Here is a 21,082-nt window from a genome sequence, read left to right as displayed (position 1 = left end):
CAAACACTTTGCTGGCTGGGGAGAGTTGATGAGTGATCCGGTTATAGCTACGGCAATGCTTGACCGCCTGCTGCATCACGCTCATGTTATTAACATACGCGGTGAAACATATCGACTAAGAGGAAGGGCAAAGGCCGGGTTTGTTTCTGTTCCTCCCGCTGTAATTAATCCGGCGTTATCTTAACCGGCTGAGGAAGTCCGGCGTTGGGTCAAATTTCAACCGGCCGTTTGGGTCAAATTTATCCCGGCGTTGACAGCATTGGCATCTGGACTTATAACATTGAAACTGTCCTGGCAGAAAAAGCAGAAACTATTTTGAGAAGGGGAGAACTGAATACAAGACCGAGGGATTTTTACGATGTATATATACTAACTAAAACCCAGAGTATTAACAATAAAGTATTTGCTGAGGCACTGAGATCAACTGCGGCACATAGGGGAACAAATCATATTTTTAAAAATATCAGCAATCGATTGGAAGAAATTGAAGAAAGCGAAACGTTGAGAGCCAGATGGAATAGGTACACAAAAGATTATAGATATGCGGATAAAATCTCGTACGAGGATATCACGGGTGCATTAAAAGCTTTGATCAATAATTTTTGATTCTTAATCTTTTTTACGAAAATACGCATTTGCAAAATGATTTAAGTATATTTGTAAAATGATACCTCTAAAAACGTTCAAATTTCGCAAACTTGGAAGTGGCAGGCATCATTATAAAACGTTCTTTAGACTTCGTTGCGTTCGCTCTGAACGAGAGAGCGAACGCAACGAAGAAATATGAGATGCGATCATTTTTCCTATACGGCCGTAGGATAACTATCCAGGGTAAACTATAAGACTCCACACCTAATATCCTAACCTATCTACTCACAACTAATTCACTCCCAGACTTTCTTCACAACAGCTTCACTATCGCTTCACAACTGTTTCACGCGACGTGTTTTGTCGCAGTTTCACAATTGTAAAAGCCCTCTTGACACTATCAACAATAGCCATATTATAAGACAATAAATCAATAACATTCACTTGAGGGATGGTGTCAACAATGGAGATGTCGGTAGAAAGGATAGCTGAAGAGACCATGGAGCACTGGATGATCTACTTCCCGAGAGTCTGGAAAAAGGCAGACCGTGTGGAAGCAAAGAAACTCGCAATGTTGTTGGCAAAATTAACGAAAAAAGAGATGACCAATTTACAGAAGATAGTCCCCGGGATGAGCGACTACGAAGCCTGGACCGAGACGATGCAGGAATACTGCATCACCCCCTATCCGCCCGATATCCCAAAAGCAGAGAAGCGGGTGGAGAATGTGGAAATGACGAAGGAGAAGAAAAAACGAGAGGTACGTCAATCTCAAACAAAACTTTTTGATTGAAATACTAAGAATCAGAAGATGGACAAAAGGGCCAAGTAGTTCATCTCCGCTAACGTGAGGAACAATACACCCAACAAATATAGGTCTGGTCAATTTGAACTTATCGGTTTAATGTTCTTCCAATCAATTTGCTCATCAGGTTATATGTGGGCGATCAACACATATCGACATCTACCTTTGCGAGCACTTCCAGAGTGCCATAGGATGGTTTTGGATACGATCCAATATTTCGTGTGATCCAAAAAGGAGATCCGGCTGATATGTTTTTTTCCTAAAGGCATTGAGGAATTCCTTTTCGTTATTTTCCATCTGCAATAAATCATTAAGCCAGGCTTTGACTTCTACCTGAGCTGTTTTAAGATCAAAATGGTCCTTGTTTCGCAAAACAGGATAAAGATCTGTCTTGATACGCATCTGAGTTACCAGATCAACCGTGCCTGTCTGAAACTCAAGAGGAGGCGAATCTGCCCCGATTGCACTGTAAAATACAACGCACTTCCTTAACATTTGCTTCTGAGACACATCAAACAAACCAAATTTAACCAGGTTATGAATATCATAAAGGTCTCTCGGGGCCGTTCGATTCATTAATGCGACGATTTTACTTCCAAATATTTCAACTGGATCCACGTTAAGTACAGATACTCCTGCCGGTTGCCAGGTCGATTCGAAATGCCTTTGTCCGATTTCAAGAATATGGCATCGAAGCATATAATTGATTTCGACCTTAATGTTATCCTTCATTCCTCCGGAGTTGATGTATTCATAAACATAGGAATCCAGAGCATAATATTGCTTTGATTTGGGACTCAATGAATAGCCGTCAGCTCTCATATATTTCTCGATTCGGTCACTGATTATTGATTTCATAGCCAGCATTTCATCGCGGCCGACATTTTCAGAAAAGTCCAGATCAATATCAACGGATAACCTTGGCAAGTTAAGGATCGTCAGATTGATTGCTGTTCCGCCCTTCAACGCGAGGGATTTTCCAAGCACTGCATCATTTTCGAAAAATTTCAGTATTTCAGTTAATCTGCATACTTTCTCATAGGTATCCCGGACAAACCCAAGCTCCTTGGCTTGCTTTCCCAATAATAGTTTGCTCCATTCAGGCACTACAGATCGACCCCCTTACCGGTTATTGATTTTATGTTCTCAGGGGCAAAAATCATCCAGTCCTCGTGTAAGACAAAGTGTTTTGAAAGGGCATCTTTTTCGGAATAAAGATATTTCTTTGCTTTGGGAATTTTGCTTTTACAGTGATCAAAGAACGGTTTTACAAGACCCAGCTGTTCCGAAAATTCTGCGAGCAAGAAACCGGATCTTTGATATAAATTTGCCTGACCATAATCGTCAAGATATTTTATAAGCTTCTCGGGTTTTAATGCAGGAACCAGCATCAGGCAACGAAGAAGTTCCTCCAGGCCTCCAATTTTCTCAAAGGAACAGATACTGTCAATGACGGTCCTTTCAATATCTGTGACTCTGATTCCGGTATTGGTCGTAATTACCCCGGGATCAATTCTCGGTGAAACTCTCGTATAGGTTATCCCGTCATAATTAAAATTCCTGAATCTGCTGGTTGTCGTTACATAGACTTCATGAAATACTTGATTGGCGTAGCCAAAGTATTCAAATGCACTGTGATACGAAACGTAAGCATCGTCAGCAATACGCGTTGCAATCAAAAATCGATTTGAGACAGGCTGCTTCGTTTCAAGGCTGATAGTTGCATAAAGGTCTCTGCGAATCCGTTCAATATATCCAGCATTGACATAATCATGAAGCAAAGAGTGTGCCGCTTTTTCGGTTCCTACTATGGCAACAGCATCTTGACGAGAAAAGCAGCCCAACTTAATTAGTTTATCCAGATATTTCATCACAACACCTCCATTCCTATTATCGCACAAAACATTCCTTATTTCCAATGTTTTGTGTAAAATTAGGAACGGATATTCTTGAATATGCACACAACATTCCTTAAAAGAAATGTTGTGAGTAAATACAGGAATGGAATTCAGCCGTAACCATTTGGCCTTTTTCTACTGTTTCAGGACAAGGCTAAGTAATTGCCAAGTATGTTCGTATGATACGAGCAGTTGCTCAGCAGTCGTAGGAGCAGGTTAAGACTCCGCACGGCGGAGAATTAAAGATTCAAGAACCGGTTAACCGCAGCTTGGAAAGCTGCAAATTCTCCGCGATGCGAAGCGATGCAAATTCCCCGCAGCGAGATCATTGCTGCAAATTCACCGCGAGTGCATTTCTCGTAAATTCTCCGGCGGATGCCCTCTCCGCCCGCCTTTACGACTGCTTGCCTACGCTTGCCAATTGCTTGCCGCCGGTGCTCTCCCCGGCCGCTTTTACTACCATTGGGACTTTGCGATAATACGCAAATGATCCCCTTTCTAATGACAGGGACCGATCTCTACCATCGGTCCCTGTTTTTTCTTTCCCGGCAAAAGCCTTTCCTGTTTTTCGAAAACAGTTCCAAAAATCAAAACAGCCTTTTGAAATTCCGGGGATTTTTAGCTTGCGACAAACATTTTATCCAATAGGAATTCCTGTCTATGACTGATTTTATTGTTTTTACGGACAATACGTTTTGGATAAATCTACTGCAGCAATTATAAAATTATCCATACTTATCCATACTTCATCTGCAGAAACACGGCGAGACAGAGCCGACGGCGCTAAGGCTTAGAGCCACTCGCGCGATCCAATAGAGCCGGCCTGCGCGCTGCATAGAGCCACCTTCCTAAAACTCCTGTAAGGTTCAAAATACGGCTGACTGGATCGAAAGGCTTATACACTCACAGACCAAGGATCACCAGGACTTCTTCTATCTTTTTTCTCAATGGGGCGTCCACCTTCATGGCTGCTTCAAATCTTCTTCTCGCCTGAGTCACGCCGGAATCAGACAACCGGTAAAGGCATCCGATCTCCCTCAGCTTTGCCGCGCTGTAACGGTGGCATAAATATATTCCGGCAAATCGCGCAGTTCTTTTGTCATCCGGAAAGATTTCCAGGGCTGCCTCTTGGATCATTTTCGGATCCGTTTTTTCTTTAAGTTCCGTCAACGCAGGAAGATCCCTGTCCAAAGTCCTTCCATCAAGCTCGTTCTCTTTGATGCGGCGAACAAAATCTTCGCTCCCCAATATGGTCGAAGCTACTACTCCTGCAAGCGGGTCAATGTAGCCTCCGTTGACCTTTTCTATTACATAATTTCTGTAGTCCCTGCGAGACTGTGTGGGGTCCGTGCCAAAATATCCGAGAATGAATCCTGTTTTGAGCCAGGACGGAGAACTTCTCTCTGTGTAATAACTGTAACTTGACCAGCGATACTCTTCCGGAGACCTGACCATTCCCGCTCTGACCGGATTCAGATGGATGTAGCGTGAAAGCTCTGTAGCGTAGGCATCGGCTTCAACCAGGACAGCTTTGTAGCGTCCCTGCAAAAGGTGTCCCGTTCGTTTTCTTTTGATATTAAAAAAGTTGGTGTAGGAACTGTTGATGTATTTCATTATCTGAGAGAGATTACCCTGCGGGGTCTCGATCATCAAGTGATAATGGTTCGACATAAGGCAATAGGCGTGAACGACAGCTTCGTATTTTTCTTGAGCGGATGCAAGGTAAGAAAGGAAGATTTCACGTTCGGTGTTACTTTCGAAAATATCCTTCCGTTCATTTCCCCTTGAGGTAACATGATAAAAAGCTCCGGGATATTCTATCCGCAAAGGCCTCGCCATGTTTTCGCCTCCTTGATCTCTGTTTTTTTAGACAATAAACAGCCTCAATTTTTATGGAAACAGGGCATTATGTCAAATGTGTAGGTCTGACCCCAATTATTTTCAGTTCTAAACGGCCGTATGATCACTATCCAGGGTAAACGATAAGACTTCACACCTAATATCCTAACCCACGGACTCTTAACTAATTCAGTCTCCGCCAGCATTTACAACTGCTTGCCAACCCGGTATCTTGCCTCCGTATGCTCTAACCCATTGATTCCCAACTGATTTGCCATCGATTTCCGACAGACTCCCGGCAGACGCACTCTCTGCCTGCCTTTACTACCGCTTGCCTATCGCTTGCCAGGCCGGATGACCCTCCCGGCCCACCCCCCTTGACACTATCAACAATAGCCATATTATAAGACAATAAATCAATAACATTCACTTGAGGGATGGTGTCAACAATGGAGATGTCGGTAGAAAGGATAGCTGAAGAGACCATGGAGCACTGGATGATCTACTTCCCGAGAGTCTGGAAAAAGGCCGACCGTGTGGAAGCAAAGAAGTATGCAACGAAGCAGGCGGAAAGAACGAAGAAAGCCATGACCAATTTGCAGAAGATAGTCCCCGGGATGAGCGACTACGAAGCCTGGACCGAAACCATGCAGGAATACTGCATCACCCCCTATCCGCCCGATATACCGAAAGGAAAGAAGCAGACAGAAGCCAAGTCTGCTCGGCAAGCAGTTGGCAAGCAATAGGCAAGCATTGGCAAACGATTGTAAAAGTAGGAGGAGACTGAATCCGCACGGGAGTCAATAGGGAATCAATTGTAAGTCAATTGGGCAATACGGAGAAAGCATAAGAAGGACATAGGTGCTGTCTGAAGGGCCGGTATTCCTTGATATTTCAAAATATCTCGTTTATACTGGCTTAGAGGCCGCCTTGTGGTACGGTGAGTTTTTGCGAATGCGAAGATGCCGCCGTAATTGGTGGCTCTTTTTATATTTGGAGTGAGAACCTTCTTTCTCTTTTTTCCAACCTGTTTCGGGAATGTCAGGGGCTTTGGGTGCTCTTGGCAAAATACTGATTTACACCATTACCATACACATTTTTTAACAAATCGCATATATTAATATGGCTTCCCAGAGTCCGTGATTGTCCCCCTTTTCCTTGGCGGGATATTGGCAGAAATGCCATGAGCCGGACTCAAAAGGGAAGTTTTTTATTTTCTCAAATTGCAAGATCATAGTTCAGGTTTCTATCATTTCTACGTCAGTGGTGAAAACCATTCAGGCCCTCGTCCCAAAAATTTGACTTTATGCAGCATTTCTCCCATAATAATTTCAATATCCCCTGGCTGCCACATAGGCTGTCCTTGTAATGAGGGAAGTGCCACGCGCAGAGGGGATATTTGTTTTGCCAAGATGTAGTCCGACATCACCGTGATTGAGTCTTTAAACCAAACCGCTATTTGTATTTTGCCGTAACCCACCGATTCCCAACCGATTTGCTATTGACTCCCAATGACTCCCGGCGGATGCACTCTCCGCCCGCCTTTACAACTGCTCGCCCATGCTTGCCCGGCCGGAGGACCCTCCCGACCCATACTGTCAATTGTGTAGGCCTGACCCTAAGGTTCCATTAGATTCCTCGGCACTTCCAAAGTGCCATTGGATGATTCTTTACACGTTCAAGCATTTCACCGTGAAAAAGCAATTCCGGGCGGTAATCTTTGTTTCTGAAAGCATCACAAAAAGAACGTTCGGCATCAGTCTGCACGAGCAGTTCAGTCAGGTATGTCTTTACTCTGTTCTGTGCCGCAGCAAGGTCAAACCTTTCAGTCCTTCTGATGACCGGTAAGAGATCCGTTTTAATTTTATATTTTGTTAAGCTGTCGATCCTGTCAATATCAAAGGTTTCCGGTGCTCGCTCACCACAGACTGCGCTGTAGTAAACTACACACCGGCGAAGCATATCTTGCTCAGCTTCATCAAATAATCCATAGTTAAGCATGTTGTTAATGTCATATAGATCCCTGGCAGCAGCTCTTGACAGCAGTGCGACTATCTTGCCTGCGAATATCTCTATTGGAGCAACGGAGAGCACCTCGGCGGCAGACATATAACCATGCACTTTTACACTTCTGTATTTAAGGGGAAACACATGGCTGCGCAACGAGTAGTTCAGTTCTATTTTAATATTGTCTCTGACCTCCGCAGAGTTAGTGTAGACGAAAAAGAAGGAGTCAAGTGAATGATATGTTTTGGATCTGTTGCTTAGATCATATCCTTCAGCTGCCATATATCTCCGAATTATCTCTGTGATATCCATCCGCTCTGATATCATCTCATCCCTGCTGTTGTTCTTTGCGTAATCAAGGTCTATGTCCACGGAGAGACGGGGCAGATCAAATATCGTCAGATTGATTGCCGTTCCTCCTTTGAGAGCTAAGCTCTCTTTTAGCAACGGGTCACTTTGCATGAAACTTAAAACTGAAGAGAGTCTGCAGACTTTCTCATATGTATCGCGGATGAACCCAAGTTTTTGTGACTCTTGGGAGAGCCTGCTTTTTTCATACGTCCGCATTTACGTCTGCCCCCTTCGATACTAGCTTCATCAGGTCCGGAGGCACGACCAGTTTCCATCGTTTGTTGAAGGTGTTAGGCTCATGTTCTATGCCGGTATAAAGATAGCGGACGCTGCTTTTGAGCTTGCTTTTACAAACCTCGAAAAAGTTGTCAGAAATGCGCAGCTGCTTTTTCAGGTGCTCGAGGATATATCCCGTTTTCTGATATAGGACCTGCTTGTGATAAGCTTCAAGGTAAAGCAGAAGTTTTTCTTCGTCTGCATAGTTTATAAGCTCCAAACATCGCAGCAGTTCTTCCAAGCCGCCTATTTTATCAAAGTCATTGATACTGTCCAGGATAGTACGCTCCATATCCGTTACACGGACACCATCTTCCTTCAGGCTGACACCAGCTTCTATCCGAGGAGCCACATAACGGTACGTTATGTGGTCGTATTCGAAGTCAACAAAACGTCCTTCGCCGGATACATAGACTTCGTAGAAAACCTGGTTTGCATAACCGTAATATTCAAAGGCCGAATGGTGTGAAATGTAGTTATCGCGCAATATATTTGTTGCTATAAGGTAGCGGTTAGCGACCGGCCCTTTTGTTTCCATACTTATGGCCACAAAAAGATCGCGTCGCACGGATTCAATATACCCCTTACGCTTATACTCCTTTATCAGGGAATCCGCTGTGTACTTGTTTTTTGTCAATCTTTCAACATCAGAGCGAGAAAAGCATTTTAGGTCGACCAAACGCTCATAGTATTTCATCAACACCACCTCATGCTTTGATTTTAACATATAATAGCTGTAATACCAACCATTATATGCAATATATAAAGTGATATTTTATTTTAAACACGCTATCGCTTCAATATAAACGTTTTTGTGTTAAAAATAAAGTGGCTGAGTAAGTCAGCGGAGTCACTTGCCTGGATAACACCTAATACGATAGAAGGTAAAGATACCCTATCTCCTTTAGCTTAGCCCCGCTATACCGATGATTCGAATGAATACCTTGCTGTCAATTGTGTAGGTATGCCCCCTTGAGTTCTTCAAAAGCATGGCATATGTTATTAAACGAACCCTTTTGACAAAAGATGCACTATAAGTTAGTGTATTTATCAGCCCTGATTGCAAACCAGTCGTCGGGTATTGGACCCCCGCCTGATGTAGCAAACCGGGGCGCTCTTTTTACCATTCTTGACAAGGCCGTCTTAATTATTTAGACTGCAATCGCCCCGTGCACGTCCTCTCCCAGGGAATTGCACCCTGGATAAGTCGGACGGGGCTTTTTTACCTTGAGTGAGGACCTTCTCGATTTTTTTTCAACCTGTTTCGGGAATGTCAAGGGCTTTTGGTGCTGTTGGCAAAATGCTGATTTACACCATTACCATACACATTTTTTAACAAATCGGATATACTAATGAGGCTTCCCTGAGTCCGTGATTGTCCCCCTTTTCTTGGCGGGATATTGGCAGAAATGCCATGAGCGGGACTCAAAAGGGGAGTTTTTTATTTTCTCAAATCGCAAGGTCATAGTTCAGGTATCGCTCATTCCTAAGTTAATGACGAAAACGATCCAAGTCCCAGCCCTAAGAATTTTGACTTTATGCGCGATTTGGCCCATATCTATTTCAGTATCCCCTGTCTGCCACATATGCTGCCCTTGTAATGAGGGAAGTGCAGCGCGCAGAGGGGATACTTGTATTCTGTGATAACATCATCCATCATCACCGTGACTGGATCTTTAAACTAAACCAGCATTTGTCTTTTGTATCGGCCCACAGTTTTTCCAAACAATAAACAGGCTCAATTTTTTCTGGAAACAGGGTATTATGTCAAATGTGTAGGTCTGACCCCAATTATTTCCTAGGCTGTACAACTCCGGCTTGTTTTGCAGCCGAGGCGAGACCTTTATTCTGTTCTTTGATTTCGGCCCTAAGTTTTAGACGCCGGTCATCTTCAACTTCCTGGCGACGCGTCTGTAACGCAAAATAGCTGTGTCCAAGGGCTACGACCTCTTTTCTGGGATCTGCACTTTGGACGATCAGGTAACATGCAAATCTGGACAAAAAGACTGACTTTATTTGTCTTTAGGCACCCTTAGCGAGTTCGATCATTTCGTCGACGTCGACGAAATGATCGTCGATCTTTTGGTGACTATTTATACACGCCTGCTTTGCTTTTTCAATGACTTCTTCGAAGTTGCGATAGTTAATATATTCAAGAGCCTTTGACAAATCGCGGCTGCTCCAGAATTCAACTCCGTCGGGATCTGTTCTTTTGATATTGTCAAAAATATTTATCGTAACCGACCTCCTAAATATTTGGTATGTAATGCATTGTGTCCGACTATATAAATTTATAAAAACTTTTCTATTCAAAAGGTTATCAGATAAACGCCTTGTAATTTCATATCCTATAAACCTATTTTTGATTACCTTTGTCAACGATCATGTCAATTAAGCATACCATAAGAATTCATATTTGAAAAGAAGATAGCGGAGAGACATCGATAAGAGTACACGTACAATTAAAGCTATCGTTGTATTAATCGTTGCAATTTAAATCTATTTTTTCGCTATCGTTGCACAACGATTGCAACGATAGCGGCAGTGACTGCCGTCGCCGGAGAGTTTGGTGGGACCCCAGCCGGTGAATTCAGTTTTTAAGACTTACGGGCTAATTCTCCGCAACGCAAGCATCGCAAAGCGTTGCAAATTCACCGCGATGCGAAGCGAGCAAATTCTTCAGCGATCAGGTTTTCGGATTGCGAATTCTCCGCAGCCCAGAGGCTGCAAATTCCCAGCGGCTCCATGAGCCGCAATTCTCCGGCGTTGACAAAAATGTATGTTGCAGTGTAAATGGTTCCAATGAGGGGGTCTTTAAGAGATGATCGAGATCCGCGGAAAATACAATACGGCTAAGGTCTTCACTGACAATATCGAACCATCTGCCGGCGCGCAGATATTAGAGCTCTGCAATCAGTCTTTTGCCGAGGGCAGCCGTATACGTATAATGCCTGATGTTCACACAGGAGCAGGCTGTACGATCGGCACTACTATGACGATCAGGGATAAAGTGGTGCCGAACCTTGTTGGTGTAGACATAGGCTGTGGCATGACAGTTGCATATATCGACACTTATTCGATCGACTACTTTAAACTGGACGAATTTATCAGAAGTTATATACCAAGCGGGTTTTCAATAAATAAGGATCCGCTTAACATTGCCTCTTCGATAGACCTCAGTGAACTTGAATGCGGCAAACATGTTGAAATAGACAAGGCATACAGAAGTATAGGAAGCCTTGGCGGCGGCAACCATTTTATTGAGATTGACAAAGACACGAGGGGAAATTACTGTCTGGTCGTCCATTCAGGAAGCCGGCACCTGGGACTTGAGGTCGCTGAGTGGTATCAGGACGCCGCCTGGAAACTCCGCAAGTGCGTATCTGAAAACACGGAACTTCCGCCGAAAGCTTTAGCTTACCTGGAGGATGATATCTTCTCTAAGGACGGCAGATCAAACAAGCTCTTCACTTCATACATCCACGATATGAAAATAGTTCAGAAATTTGCGCAAATAAACAGGCAGGCGATAGCAGACCGCATCTGCGGACATATGGGCTGGAAGATAAATGATACCTTCACTACAATACATAACTATATAGACACCGGCAAAATGATTTTGCGCAAGGGTGCGGTGTCCGCACAGAAAGGAGAACGCCTGCTTATCCCGATAAATATGCGTGATGGCAGCCTGCTTTGTATAGGCAAGGGAAATCCGGACTGGAACTTTTCGGCCCCGCACGGAGCAGGACGCCTGATGTCGCGCACTATGGCAATGGAGGTATGCAGCATGAACGAATATAGGAAGTCCATGGAGGGGATATATACCACCTCGGTCAGCTGCGATACACTGGACGAGTGTCCCGAAGCCTATAAGCCGATGAACGAGATAATCACAAATATCTCAGATACTGCGGATATTACAGATCATCTGCGGCCGGTTTATAACTTTAAGGCTTCAGAGAGGCAAGGCTGGCGCAGAAGAAAAGGAGGCTATGGCCCAGGTGATCATTAATAATAATTGCTTGTTTGGAGGAGTAATAAGATGACAGATGCGGTAAAACCCGAAATATCATTTAAATTGCTTAACAAGATAGACATTAGGGTCGGAGAAATACTGAATGTGGCAGACGTGCCCGATTCGCAGAAACTTGTCAGGCTGACAGTTGATTTCGGCACTTTTAAACGCAATATACTCGTTGGAATGAAGCAGGAGAGGAAAAACCCGAAAGAGATAGAGGGTAAGCAGGCTCTGTTTGTTGTAAACCTGCCGCCTAAAAAAATGGCCGGAGAAGTGTCTGAGGGTATGCTCTTTGATATCGGTTACGAAGACGGGATAACACCCGTCCTTGCACAGCCTGAAACTCCGGTGCCCAACGGGACAAGAGCCTGCTGATCCACGCGACATTTTCGTCGCAGCTTCCCCGCAGATGCCCTCCCCGCCCGCCTAGCGGCATCTTCCCTTCGCTTGTAGTCTTAGGTTGATTTTACAAATATACTTAAATTATATATAATATAAGTATATTTGTAAAAGAGGTGATAATCGTGGATCATCCTGAAAAGCTGAAAAAACTAATTCAGAAGCAACACGGGACAGTTCTAAGTTCGGATCTTGATAGAAATGAGATCCCCAGAGTTTACCTGCGGAAGATGCTGTCAGAGGGGCAGCTTGAAAGAGTAGGCAGGGGTGTTTATGTGTCAGTTGATTCCATTGAGGATGAAATGTATTTCATGCAAACTAAATATCCGAAGCTGATCTACTCTCATGAAACAGCCCTATATTTGCATGGCCTTTCGGATAGGGCTCCCTTTCAATATTCAGCCTCTGTTCCAAGTGGATATAAAGTGGTTGGTAATGTGGCTGACCGGTTCAAAATCTACTACGTCAAGAAAGAACTTCATGAACAGGGAGTAGAAACTGTTAAAAGCGCCCATGGCAATCCGATCAGGACCTATATTCTTGAAAGAACGATCTGTGATCTGATCAGAAGCAGAAGCCGCGTAGACATCCAGATCCTGAATGACGCATTAAAACGATTTGTGAAATTAAAGTCAACGGATTACTCGATCCTCATGGATCATGCAAAAAAACTCAGAGTTGAAACTCCCCTCAAAAATTATCTGGAGGCGTTGCTATGAACGGAGAAGCTATGAGCCGTAAAATTTCGGTCCTTTGAGCTGGCGGTAAATTGACCCATAAATCTTTTAAAAATTAGTTCCCGCCTGACTAAGTCAGGCAATTCTCCGCGATGCGAAGCGAGCAAATTTCCCGCAGCGTGACCCTTGCTGCAAATTCACCGCAGCCCAAAGGCTACGAATTCACCACGAGTGCATTTCTCGTAAATTCCCTGATCCTGACCATGCCCCCTACGACCGCTCAGCAATCCCTCCTGATCTCGCAACGCATTCGAAGAAGTGTTGCTGGCTTGCCCGTCTTCCTCAAATCAATTTATAGGTGGTTCCGGGGCCTTGCTTTTGCTTAATTATTATTTTCTTCTTTACTAAATTGTTAAGGATCCGAATGGTCTTAGCTTTATCAAAACCAAGAGCGTCGTCCAATTCTTTTCTGGACAGCTCTTTTTCTTTCTTCAATAAATTGTATATTTTGATTTCATCTTTCGCCAAGTCTGAGGTATCAGTCCTTATAACAGGCAGAAGGATGGATATGCTGTTTTCTTCGATATGAAAATCTGGTTTGGATAAGCTGTTGATATACTCCCTGTTTATCCTGGCAATCCCAGTCCCAAACTTTTCTATGATCCCCAGGCGATAGAATACGCCGGATATGATCGGATTTCGCAATACTGATATGTTATAGTGCAGATATTCTTTCTTTGAAAGGCCGTTAGGCAGACCTCCCGGTGATTTAATTTCGATCAAATCATCATACATTGATATTTGAATATAAGAGTTTATGTCCCACACTCTGTGAATTATGGCATTAGCCAATGCTTCCCGAAAGGCTTCTCGGGGGATCATCTCTTTTTTTACTCTTTCATATCCTTCTATTTCTTCATATTGGTAGTACTGTTCAAAAATTGCTAATGCCCTGTAATATTGTGACAACAGCGATTTATTGTTGATTGTCTCTCTGTATAGGATCTGATCAACATCCGCTCCAAAACGGATGATATCGATTCCTGAAAAATTAATTTGGTTTTTGTCTGCCAGTAATTCTCCGGCAATATTGAAATACCCGCTAACATCGTACAGATTCAAAGTTCTTAAAATATCTAAATCTGTTCTTTTTATACCAGCCCGTTCATTTAACGCTTGTTTCAATACATTAAAACTTAAGTTTTGCGAAGATGCCTTTCGTTTTTCATAATCCATGTTGACCCCATTCAAAGCCAGCCTTGTTAACTCAGATCTGTCAACCTCAACGGTTGAAGTATCAGATCGCTTATATGTTTTTCCTCCCGAATAATACGGTGTGTCTCCGCCCTTTTTTACACGAAGCACAACAATGTTTTTCCCCTCTTTGTTTTCACTGGTTGTTGTAAATTGAGGGACAGGATCCAAAGAATCATTTATCATGTTTTCTATTTTGATGCACTCATTATCAATATTATCCAGACCCACAACATTTCCGGCATCATCAATACCAAATATAATTTCTTCGTCATTGTAGTTCGCGTAAGCGCTGACAGTCTTCAAAAATTTCTTGTTTATTTTCTCCTTAAACTCAAGGTTAAATCTTTCTTTGATGTCCATCCTGCCCCTCCTCTCATATTTCATAAAGATATCCTAGCATGAATAATTTATTAATGCAACGATAAAGCTATCGTTGCATTTATCGTTGCAATTTAAATCTATTTTTTAGTTATCGTTGCACAACGATTACAACGATAGCGGCAGCGACTGCCGTCGCTGGAAAGTTTGGTGGGACCCCAGCAGGTGAATTCTATCTTTAAGATTTATGGGCCAATTCTCCGCGATGCAAAACGATGCAAATTCCCCAGCGACCGGCCCTGTCGCGAATTCACCACGAGTGTATTTCTCGTAAATTCCCCGGCGGATGCACCCTCCGCCTGTCTCCCCTCTTGACACTATCAACAATAGTAATATTATAAGACAATAAATCAATAACATTCACTTGAGGGGTGGTGTCAATAATGGAGATGTCGGTAGAAAGAATAGCTGAAGAGACAATGGAGCACTGGATGATCTACTTCCCGAGAGTCTGGAAAAAGGCAGACCGTGAGGAAGCAAAGAAGTATGCAATGAAGCAGGCGGAAAGAACGAAAAAAGCCATGACCAATTTGCAGAAGATAGTCCCCGGGATGAGCGACTACGAAGCCTGGACCGAGACCATGCAGGAATACTGCATCACCCCCTATCCGCCCGAGATCCCGAAAGGAAAGAAGCAGACAGAAGCCAAGTCTGCTCGGCAAGCAGTTGGCAAGCAATAGGCCAGCAGTTGGCAAGCGGTTGTAAACGCAGGCGGAGACTGAATTAGAACGGGAGTCAATAGGGAATCTATAGCAAGTCGATTGGTTTAGGATCTGAAGATCCAGCCCTTTTTTCGTCTTCCCGGTATGCCTTTGATCAGGAAGGAGCTGTTCCTTGAACGAGGGACATTTCAAATCACCGTAACGACTGAACTATTTGGTGTGCGTTCCGAGATTTGGAATCCAGCCTTTGATTCTGACTTTCTCCGCGCTCTCGTCTTCCCCGAGTGTCTCCATCGGGGAACCAGTGGCTTAATACCTTGTCAAAATCTCAATAATCTCGTTGAACTCTCACTTATTCCATAAAAATCCCCAACATTTATTTAAAATACCTGTTTAATTAGATGCCATCTTGTGGATACTTATTGATATTGGTGATAATATCTAAAAGTACATTTGGATCGTTATGTATAATGCCTCAACAAATCTTACTTTCAAGTTAAAATATAAATATTCATAAATCATAGAGAAGATAAAGATCTGGGTCTCCTGATAAATTTATTGGCACCAAACTTTAATGTGGCTTGTTTCAAGATCGTTAAAGAGGAGGAACCAATGAAAAAACTGACAGAGGAAGACATAAAAAACAGATATATAACCCCTGCAATAGAAAGGGCAGGATGGGCCAAAGAACAGGTCTTTATGGAGCATTTCTTTACAAACGGTCAGGTCATAGTCAGGGGAAACAAAGTAACAAGGGGGAAACAAAAGAAAGCTGACTATCTTCTCACCCGTAAAGAGGGACACCGCCCCCTCGCTATAGTCGAAGCCAAAGATGCGGATCACTCTGTCGGAGACGGAATACAGCAAGCAATGGAATATGCCGGGATATTAAATATTCCTTTCGCCTATTCTTCCAATGGATGCGGTTTTATCGAACATGACTACTTTACCGGCGCAGAAACAGAACTCTCTCTGGATGAATTCCCTTCCGAAAATGAATTATGGGAACGCTATCTCACCGGAAAAAATATTGATCAAAAACAGGAAAGAATAATAGAGGAACCGGATCATTTCGATTCCTTATCTCGAAAAAAACCCCGTTACTATCAGCGTATAGCAATAGACAAAACGATTGAAGCCATCGCGAAAGGCCAACGAAGGGTCCTTCTTGTCATGGCAACGGGAACAGGAAAAACTTTCACTGCCTTTCAAATCATCTGGAAACTGCTGAAAACCAAAACCGTAAAGCGGGTATTATACCTTGCGGACCGCAACATACTTATCGACCAGACTATGCAGCAGGATTTCAGGCCTTTCGAAAAAATAATGACAAAAATACAGGACAGGAAACTCGACAGCTCGTATGAGGTATATATGAGCCTCTACCACCAATTGTCCGGCGATGACGGATATGAGCCTTTCAGAGAATTCCAGCCTGGATTCTTTGACCTGATAATCGTGGATGAATGCCATCGAGGCAGCGCGAGAGAAGAATCCCAGTGGCGGAGGATCTTAGATTACTTTAACTCGGCTATCCACATAGGAATGACTGCGACACCAAAGGAAACAAAGGAAATCAGCAACATCACATATTTTGGAGATCCTGTTTACACATACAGCCTCAAACAGGGCATTGATGACGGATTCCTCGCACCTTACAAGGTGATAAGGATCGGTCTTGATAAAGATCTCGAAGGCTGGAGACCGTATAAGGGACAGCTTGATGTTAACGGAAATGAGATAGAAGATCGTGAATACAACATTAAGGATTTTGACCACAACCTAATTATTGATGAACGAACCAAGGCAGTAGCGAACCGCATCACCAAATGGCTTTCAGCTAACGGGCGCTTCAGCAAAACCATAGTTTTCTGTGTGGACATCGAACATGCGGAAAGAACGAGGCGGGCGCTAATAAATGAAAACAAAGACCTTGTCGTCGAAAATCCGAAGTATATCATGCGCATAACCGGGGACAACCCTGAAGGCAAGGCCCAGCTGGATTATTTTATAGATGTAAATGAAAAATACCCAGCCTTGGTGACGACTTCAAAGCTGATGACAACCGGAGTCGATGTAAAGACATGCAAGCTTATTGTCCTTGACAGCAATATAAATTCAATGACCGAGTTCAAGCAGATAATTGGCCGGGGTACAAGGCTCTATCCTGAATACGGCAAAGAATACTTCACAATAATGGACTTCAGAAACGTCTGCCGGTTATTTGCCGATCCTGATTTTGACGGAGATCCGGTGGTCGTAATTGACGCAGGTGACGGAGGAGACAAATGGAATCCCAAGGAAGATGAGACAGCACCACTTATCTTTGATGACCGGGAAACAGAGGACGACCAGGAAACGTTGGAGAGTCTTTCAAGGGTAGGGACATCCCTCGGAGATAAACCTCATACTAAAATTCGGGTGAACGGCGTAATAGTAACGATCATCAATGAACGGGTCCAGTACTGTGATATTAATGGAAAACTTATCACAGAAAGCATAAAGGACTACAGCAAGAGGAACATTCTGGATGAATTTGCCACGCTTGATGAATTTTTAAACGCTTGGACAAACACTGAACAGAAGAAGGCTATTATTGAGGAATTGGAGAGCCGGGGCGTTTTGCTTGATGCCCTTAAAGAAGAGTCCGGAAAAGATCTTGACGATTTTGACCTTATCCTACACATAGCTTATGACAAAAAACCGCTCACAAAAAGAGAACGTGTAGAACACGTAAGAAAGAAGGGCTACCTGTACAAATATTCCGGTCTTTGCCGGGAAGTGCTCTCAGCCCTTTTGGAAAAGTACATGGATCAGGGCATCAGTGAGCTTGAAGATACGAGAATTTTGGATAATGCACCCTTTGACCGCATAGGAAGCCCCAAGAGGATAGCAAGTCTCTTCGGAGGCAAAGATGCATATCTTAGAGCAGTCAAAGAACTTGAAAGAGCGATATACGAAGCTGCATGAAGAGTGAGGAGATAAGAGTATGACCATAGGGAACTTTGTCAAAACCATCCAGAACATAATGAGGGGCGACAGCGGGATCAACGGAGATGCCCAGAGGATCGAACAGATGACGTGGATCCTCTTCCTTAAAGTATATGACGCAAAAGAAGAAGACTGGGAATTCCACGACGACAACTACAAATCGATCATCCCCGAGGAACTCCGGTGGAGAAACTGGGCGGTAGACAAAAAAGACGGAGAAGCGCTTACAGGCCAGGGCCTGCTGGACTTTGTAAATATCAAGCTTTTCCCTGCGCTGAAAGAACTCAAAATTACAGAATCAACACCTATGAAGAAATCCATAGTCAAGGCAGTCTTCGAGGACAGCAACCAATACATGAAGGATGGGGTACTGCTTAGAAAAGTCATTAACGTCATCGACGGCATTGAATTTGATGAATACAACGAACGCCATGCCTTTGGTGATATATACGAGACGATACTGAAGAGCCTGCAAAGTGCAGGAAATGCAGGCGAGTTCTATACCCCCAGGGCCGTCACTGATTTCATGGTAAGTATGATCGATCCCAAACTGGGCGAGCACGTGGCCGATTTTGCCTGCGGAACCGGAGGATTTTTGACCTCTACATTGAAGCTCCTTGAACCACAGATAAATACCATTGAAGACAGGGAGCTTTACAACAACAGTATCTACGGTATAGAAAAGAAGCCTCTCCCATACCTTCTCTCTATCACAAACATGCTGCTCCACGATATCGACAGCCCCAGGATCTATCACGGCAACTCACTGGAGAGAAACGTCAGGGAATACAAAGAAAGCGACAAATTTGACATAGTTCTCATGAATCCTCCATATGGGGGAACCGAAAGCGAAGGAGTAAAGATCAATTTCCCCGCGGACCTCAGAAGCAGTGAAACAGCAGACCTTTTCATGTCGGTCATAATGTACAGGCTCAAAGAAAGAGGAAGAGCAGCTGTGATAATCCCCGATGGATTCCTCTTTGGAACAGACAACGCTAAGTCTGCCATAAAGAAAAAACTGCTTGAAGCATTCAACCTGCACACCATAGTCCGTATGCCTTCAAGTGTTTTCTCCCCATATACCTCAATAACAACGAACATTCTCTTTTTCGACAGGTCCCAAAAAACGAAAGAGGTCTGGTTTTACCGCGTGGACATGCCCGAAGGCTACAAGCATTTTTCAAAAACCAAACCGATGAAGGTCGAGCACTTCGATGACTGCGCTGCATGGTGGAGCGACAGGAAAGAAATAAAAGACACTGAGACAGACACCTTCAAAGCAAAAGCATATTCAGTTCAGGAAATTGCGAACCGCGCATATGACATGGACCTCTGCGGGTATCCGACTGCTGAAGAAGAAGTGCTATCTCCTGAAGAAACCATACGCCTGTTCCATGAAAAGAGAGACTCACTCAATGCAAAGATAGACAAGAGACTTACCCAGATCGAAGAACTGCTGGGGATAATTAAATGATCGCCGAACAACTAAAAAAATCCATCCTGCAGGCAGCCATTCAAGGCAAGCTCACCCAGCAGCTTCCCGAAGACGGCGATGCAAGGGACCTGCTTAAAGAGATCCAGAAAGAAAAAGCCCGACTCATCAAAGAGGGAAAAATCAAAAAAGAAAAGCCCCTGCCCGAAATCACAGAAGACGAAATTCCGTTTGAGATCCCGGAGAATTGGTGCTGGGTTAGGTTGGGGCAAATTGGTGATTGGGCAGCCGGTGCTACTCCTAGTAGATCTAATGTTGAATTTTATAATAATGGTTCAATCCCATGGCTTAAAACTGGTGATTTAAACGATGGAATTATAAATGATGTTTCAGAGTATATTACTGAGTATGCTTTAAAAAATACATCAGTAAAACTTAATCCAAAAGGAACAGTGCTAATTGCAATGTATGGTGCCACTATAGGTAAGGTGGGGCTATTAAACATTGAAGCAGCGACTAATCAAGCCTGTTGTGGATGCAGACCAATAGTTGGAGTTTTTAATTGGTACTTATTTTATTACTTGATGTCTCATAAAGATGATTTTATTAGCCAAGGAGCAGGAGGAGCACAACCAAATATTTCTAGAGAAAAAATAGTCGGAAATATTATTCCGTTGCCTCCTTTTAAAGAACAAAAACGTATAGTTGAACATATAGAAGAACTACTACCCGAAATCGAAAGCCTAAAAAACGATGAAACTAAGCTTGAAGAACTGCAAAAGTCTTTCCCCAAAAAGATGAAAGATGCAATCCTCCAATACGCCATCCAGGGCAAGCTCACACAGCAGCTTCCAGAGGACGGCGATGCAAGGGACCTGCTTAAAGAAATCCAGAAAGAAAAAGCCCGACTGATCAAAGAGGGAAAAATCAAAAAAGAAAAGCCCCTCCCCGAAATCACCGAAGACGAGATCCCCTTTGAGACCCCGGAGAATTGGTGTTGGGTGAGGTTGGGGGAGATTGTATATTACAGAATGGGCAAAACCCCTTCAAGACATGAAGAAAAATATTGGGGGAATGATGTTCAATGGGTTTCAATTTCAGATATGTCTAAGAATGGAATTATTATTTCAACCAAAGAAAAAATTAGTCTAAATGCATTTAATGAAGTATTTAATAGTAAATCGTCACCAGCTGGAACTTTGATAATGAGCTTTAAACTGACAGTGGGTCGCGTATCTATGCTTGGTATCGATGCAGTGCATAATGAAGCAATAATATCAATATTTCCTTTTTTAGAAAAACAAATTTCTAAAGATTATTTATTTAAAGTTCTTCCAATGGTTTCGCAATGGGGCAATACAAAAGATGCTATTAAAGGAAAAACGCTAAATTCAACAAGCATTAGCAGTTTAATTTTACCTTTGCCTCCAATCTCAGAACAACTAAGAATAGTAAAAAAATTGGATGATATATTACCTGTACTAGAGAAACATTTTTAGTA

At 43.3% G+C, this 21,082-nt stretch carries 18 protein-coding genes; 11 read left to right on the top strand and 7 right to left on the bottom strand.

The annotated features are described in order from the left end of the window. The 3 genes from OLM33_09460 to OLM33_09450 form a co-directional block, all read left to right on the top strand. Window positions 1–184 (top strand): ATP-binding protein (locus OLM33_09460; protein MCW1713879.1); only part of this gene is annotated, 184 nt, incomplete at its 5' end. Window positions 185–204: 20 nt separating this feature from the next. Next, a complete protein-coding gene (locus OLM33_09455) occupies window positions 205–606 on the top strand; it encodes a nucleotidyl transferase AbiEii/AbiGii toxin family protein (protein MCW1713878.1) in 402 nt (133 codons plus the stop codon). A gap of 445 nt (window positions 607–1,051) precedes the next feature. After that, entirely contained in the window at window positions 1,052–1,381 is a 330-nt protein-coding gene (locus tag OLM33_09450; protein MCW1713877.1) for a hypothetical protein, read from the top strand. A 171-nt stretch (window positions 1,382–1,552) separates the two neighbouring features. Here the strand turns inward: OLM33_09450 and OLM33_09445 are convergent, their stop codons facing one another. From OLM33_09445 to OLM33_09435, 3 genes are all read right to left on the bottom strand, one after another. Beyond that, the gene (locus tag OLM33_09445) at window positions 1,553–2,500 is read right to left on the bottom strand and encodes a nucleotidyl transferase AbiEii/AbiGii toxin family protein (protein ID MCW1713876.1); all 948 of its coding nucleotides are present in this window, start codon (window positions 2,498–2,500) and stop codon (window positions 1,553–1,555) included. Further along, window positions 2,500–3,264, bottom strand: coding sequence for a transcriptional regulator (locus tag OLM33_09440; GenBank protein MCW1713875.1), 765 nt, complete (start codon window positions 3,262–3,264; stop codon window positions 2,500–2,502). The genes OLM33_09445 and OLM33_09440 overlap by 1 nt, the downstream gene beginning before the upstream one ends. A gap of 930 nt (window positions 3,265–4,194) precedes the next feature. Further along, entirely contained in the window at window positions 4,195–5,130 is a 936-nt protein-coding gene (locus tag OLM33_09435) for a transposase (GenBank protein MCW1713874.1), read from the bottom strand. A 449-nt stretch (window positions 5,131–5,579) separates the two neighbouring features. Here OLM33_09435 and OLM33_09430 point away from each other — a divergent pair, with 449 nt between their 5' ends. Then, window positions 5,580–5,876 (top strand): hypothetical protein, encoded by a 297-nt coding sequence (locus tag OLM33_09430; GenBank protein MCW1713873.1) that lies wholly within the window; start codon window positions 5,580–5,582, stop codon window positions 5,874–5,876. 883 nt (window positions 5,877–6,759) lie between these two features. Here OLM33_09430 and OLM33_09425 read toward each other — a convergent pair. The 3 genes from OLM33_09425 to OLM33_09415 all read right to left on the bottom strand — a co-directional run bounded on the left by OLM33_09425 (window position 6,760) and on the right by OLM33_09415 (window position 9,933). Then, entirely contained in the window at window positions 6,760–7,704 is a 945-nt protein-coding gene (locus OLM33_09425; protein ID MCW1713872.1) for a nucleotidyl transferase AbiEii/AbiGii toxin family protein, read from the bottom strand. Further along, on the bottom strand, window positions 7,691–8,302 hold the full coding sequence (locus OLM33_09420) for a transcriptional regulator (protein ID MCW1713871.1): 612 nt from the start codon (window positions 8,300–8,302) through the stop codon (window positions 7,691–7,693). The genes OLM33_09425 and OLM33_09420 overlap by 14 nt, the downstream gene beginning before the upstream one ends. Before the next feature lie 1,484 nt (window positions 8,303–9,786). Then, window positions 9,787–9,933: a hypothetical protein gene (locus OLM33_09415; protein MCW1713870.1), complete on the bottom strand. Its 147-nt coding sequence runs from the start codon at window positions 9,931–9,933 to the stop codon at window positions 9,787–9,789. Between the two features lie 652 nt (window positions 9,934–10,585). On the opposite strand from OLM33_09415, the gene OLM33_09410 reads away from it, so the two are divergent. From OLM33_09410 to OLM33_09400, 3 genes are all read left to right on the top strand, one after another. Beyond that, complete coding sequence (locus tag OLM33_09410; GenBank protein MCW1713869.1) at window positions 10,586–11,779, top strand: RtcB family protein; 1,194 nt, start codon at window positions 10,586–10,588, stop codon at window positions 11,777–11,779. A 30-nt stretch (window positions 11,780–11,809) separates the two neighbouring features. Then, window positions 11,810–12,160, top strand: a complete 351-nt coding sequence (locus OLM33_09405; GenBank protein MCW1713868.1) for a tRNA-binding protein — start codon at window positions 11,810–11,812, stop codon at window positions 12,158–12,160. Between the two features lie 149 nt (window positions 12,161–12,309). Next, window positions 12,310–12,903: a type IV toxin-antitoxin system AbiEi family antitoxin domain-containing protein gene (locus tag OLM33_09400; protein ID MCW1713867.1), complete on the top strand. Its 594-nt coding sequence runs from the start codon at window positions 12,310–12,312 to the stop codon at window positions 12,901–12,903. Between the two features lie 300 nt (window positions 12,904–13,203). On the opposite strand, the gene OLM33_09395 is transcribed toward OLM33_09400, so the two are convergent. After that, entirely contained in the window at window positions 13,204–14,478 is a 1,275-nt protein-coding gene (locus tag OLM33_09395) for a putative DNA binding domain-containing protein (GenBank protein ID MCW1713866.1), read from the bottom strand. A 401-nt stretch (window positions 14,479–14,879) separates the two neighbouring features. On the opposite strand from OLM33_09395, the gene OLM33_09390 reads away from it, so the two are divergent. The 4 genes from OLM33_09390 to OLM33_09375 all read left to right on the top strand — a co-directional run bounded on the left by OLM33_09390 (window position 14,880) and on the right by OLM33_09375 (window position 21,080). Further along, a complete protein-coding gene (locus OLM33_09390) occupies window positions 14,880–15,176 on the top strand; it encodes a hypothetical protein (protein ID MCW1713865.1) in 297 nt (98 codons plus the stop codon). A 594-nt stretch (window positions 15,177–15,770) separates the two neighbouring features. After that, on the top strand, window positions 15,771–18,128 hold the full coding sequence (locus OLM33_09385; protein MCW1713864.1) for a DEAD/DEAH box helicase family protein: 2,358 nt from the start codon (window positions 15,771–15,773) through the stop codon (window positions 18,126–18,128). Between the two features lie 19 nt (window positions 18,129–18,147). After that, window positions 18,148–19,623 carry a type I restriction-modification system subunit M gene (locus tag OLM33_09380; GenBank protein ID MCW1713863.1) on the top strand — a complete coding sequence of 492 codons (1,476 nt, stop codon included), beginning with the start codon at window positions 18,148–18,150 and terminating at the stop codon, window positions 19,621–19,623. Further along, window positions 19,620–21,080, top strand: coding sequence for a restriction endonuclease subunit S (locus OLM33_09375; protein MCW1713862.1), 1,461 nt, complete (start codon window positions 19,620–19,622; stop codon window positions 21,078–21,080). Before OLM33_09380 ends, OLM33_09375 begins: the two co-directional genes overlap by 4 nt. Window positions 21,081–21,082 lie beyond the last annotated feature (2 nt).

The organism is Synergistaceae bacterium DZ-S4, from assembly GCA_025943965.1.
GTDB classification, from domain to species: domain Bacteria; phylum Synergistota; class Synergistia; order Synergistales; family Synergistaceae; genus Caenicola; species Caenicola nitritireducens.
This window is presented reverse-complemented; position numbering and strand designations above follow the sequence as displayed.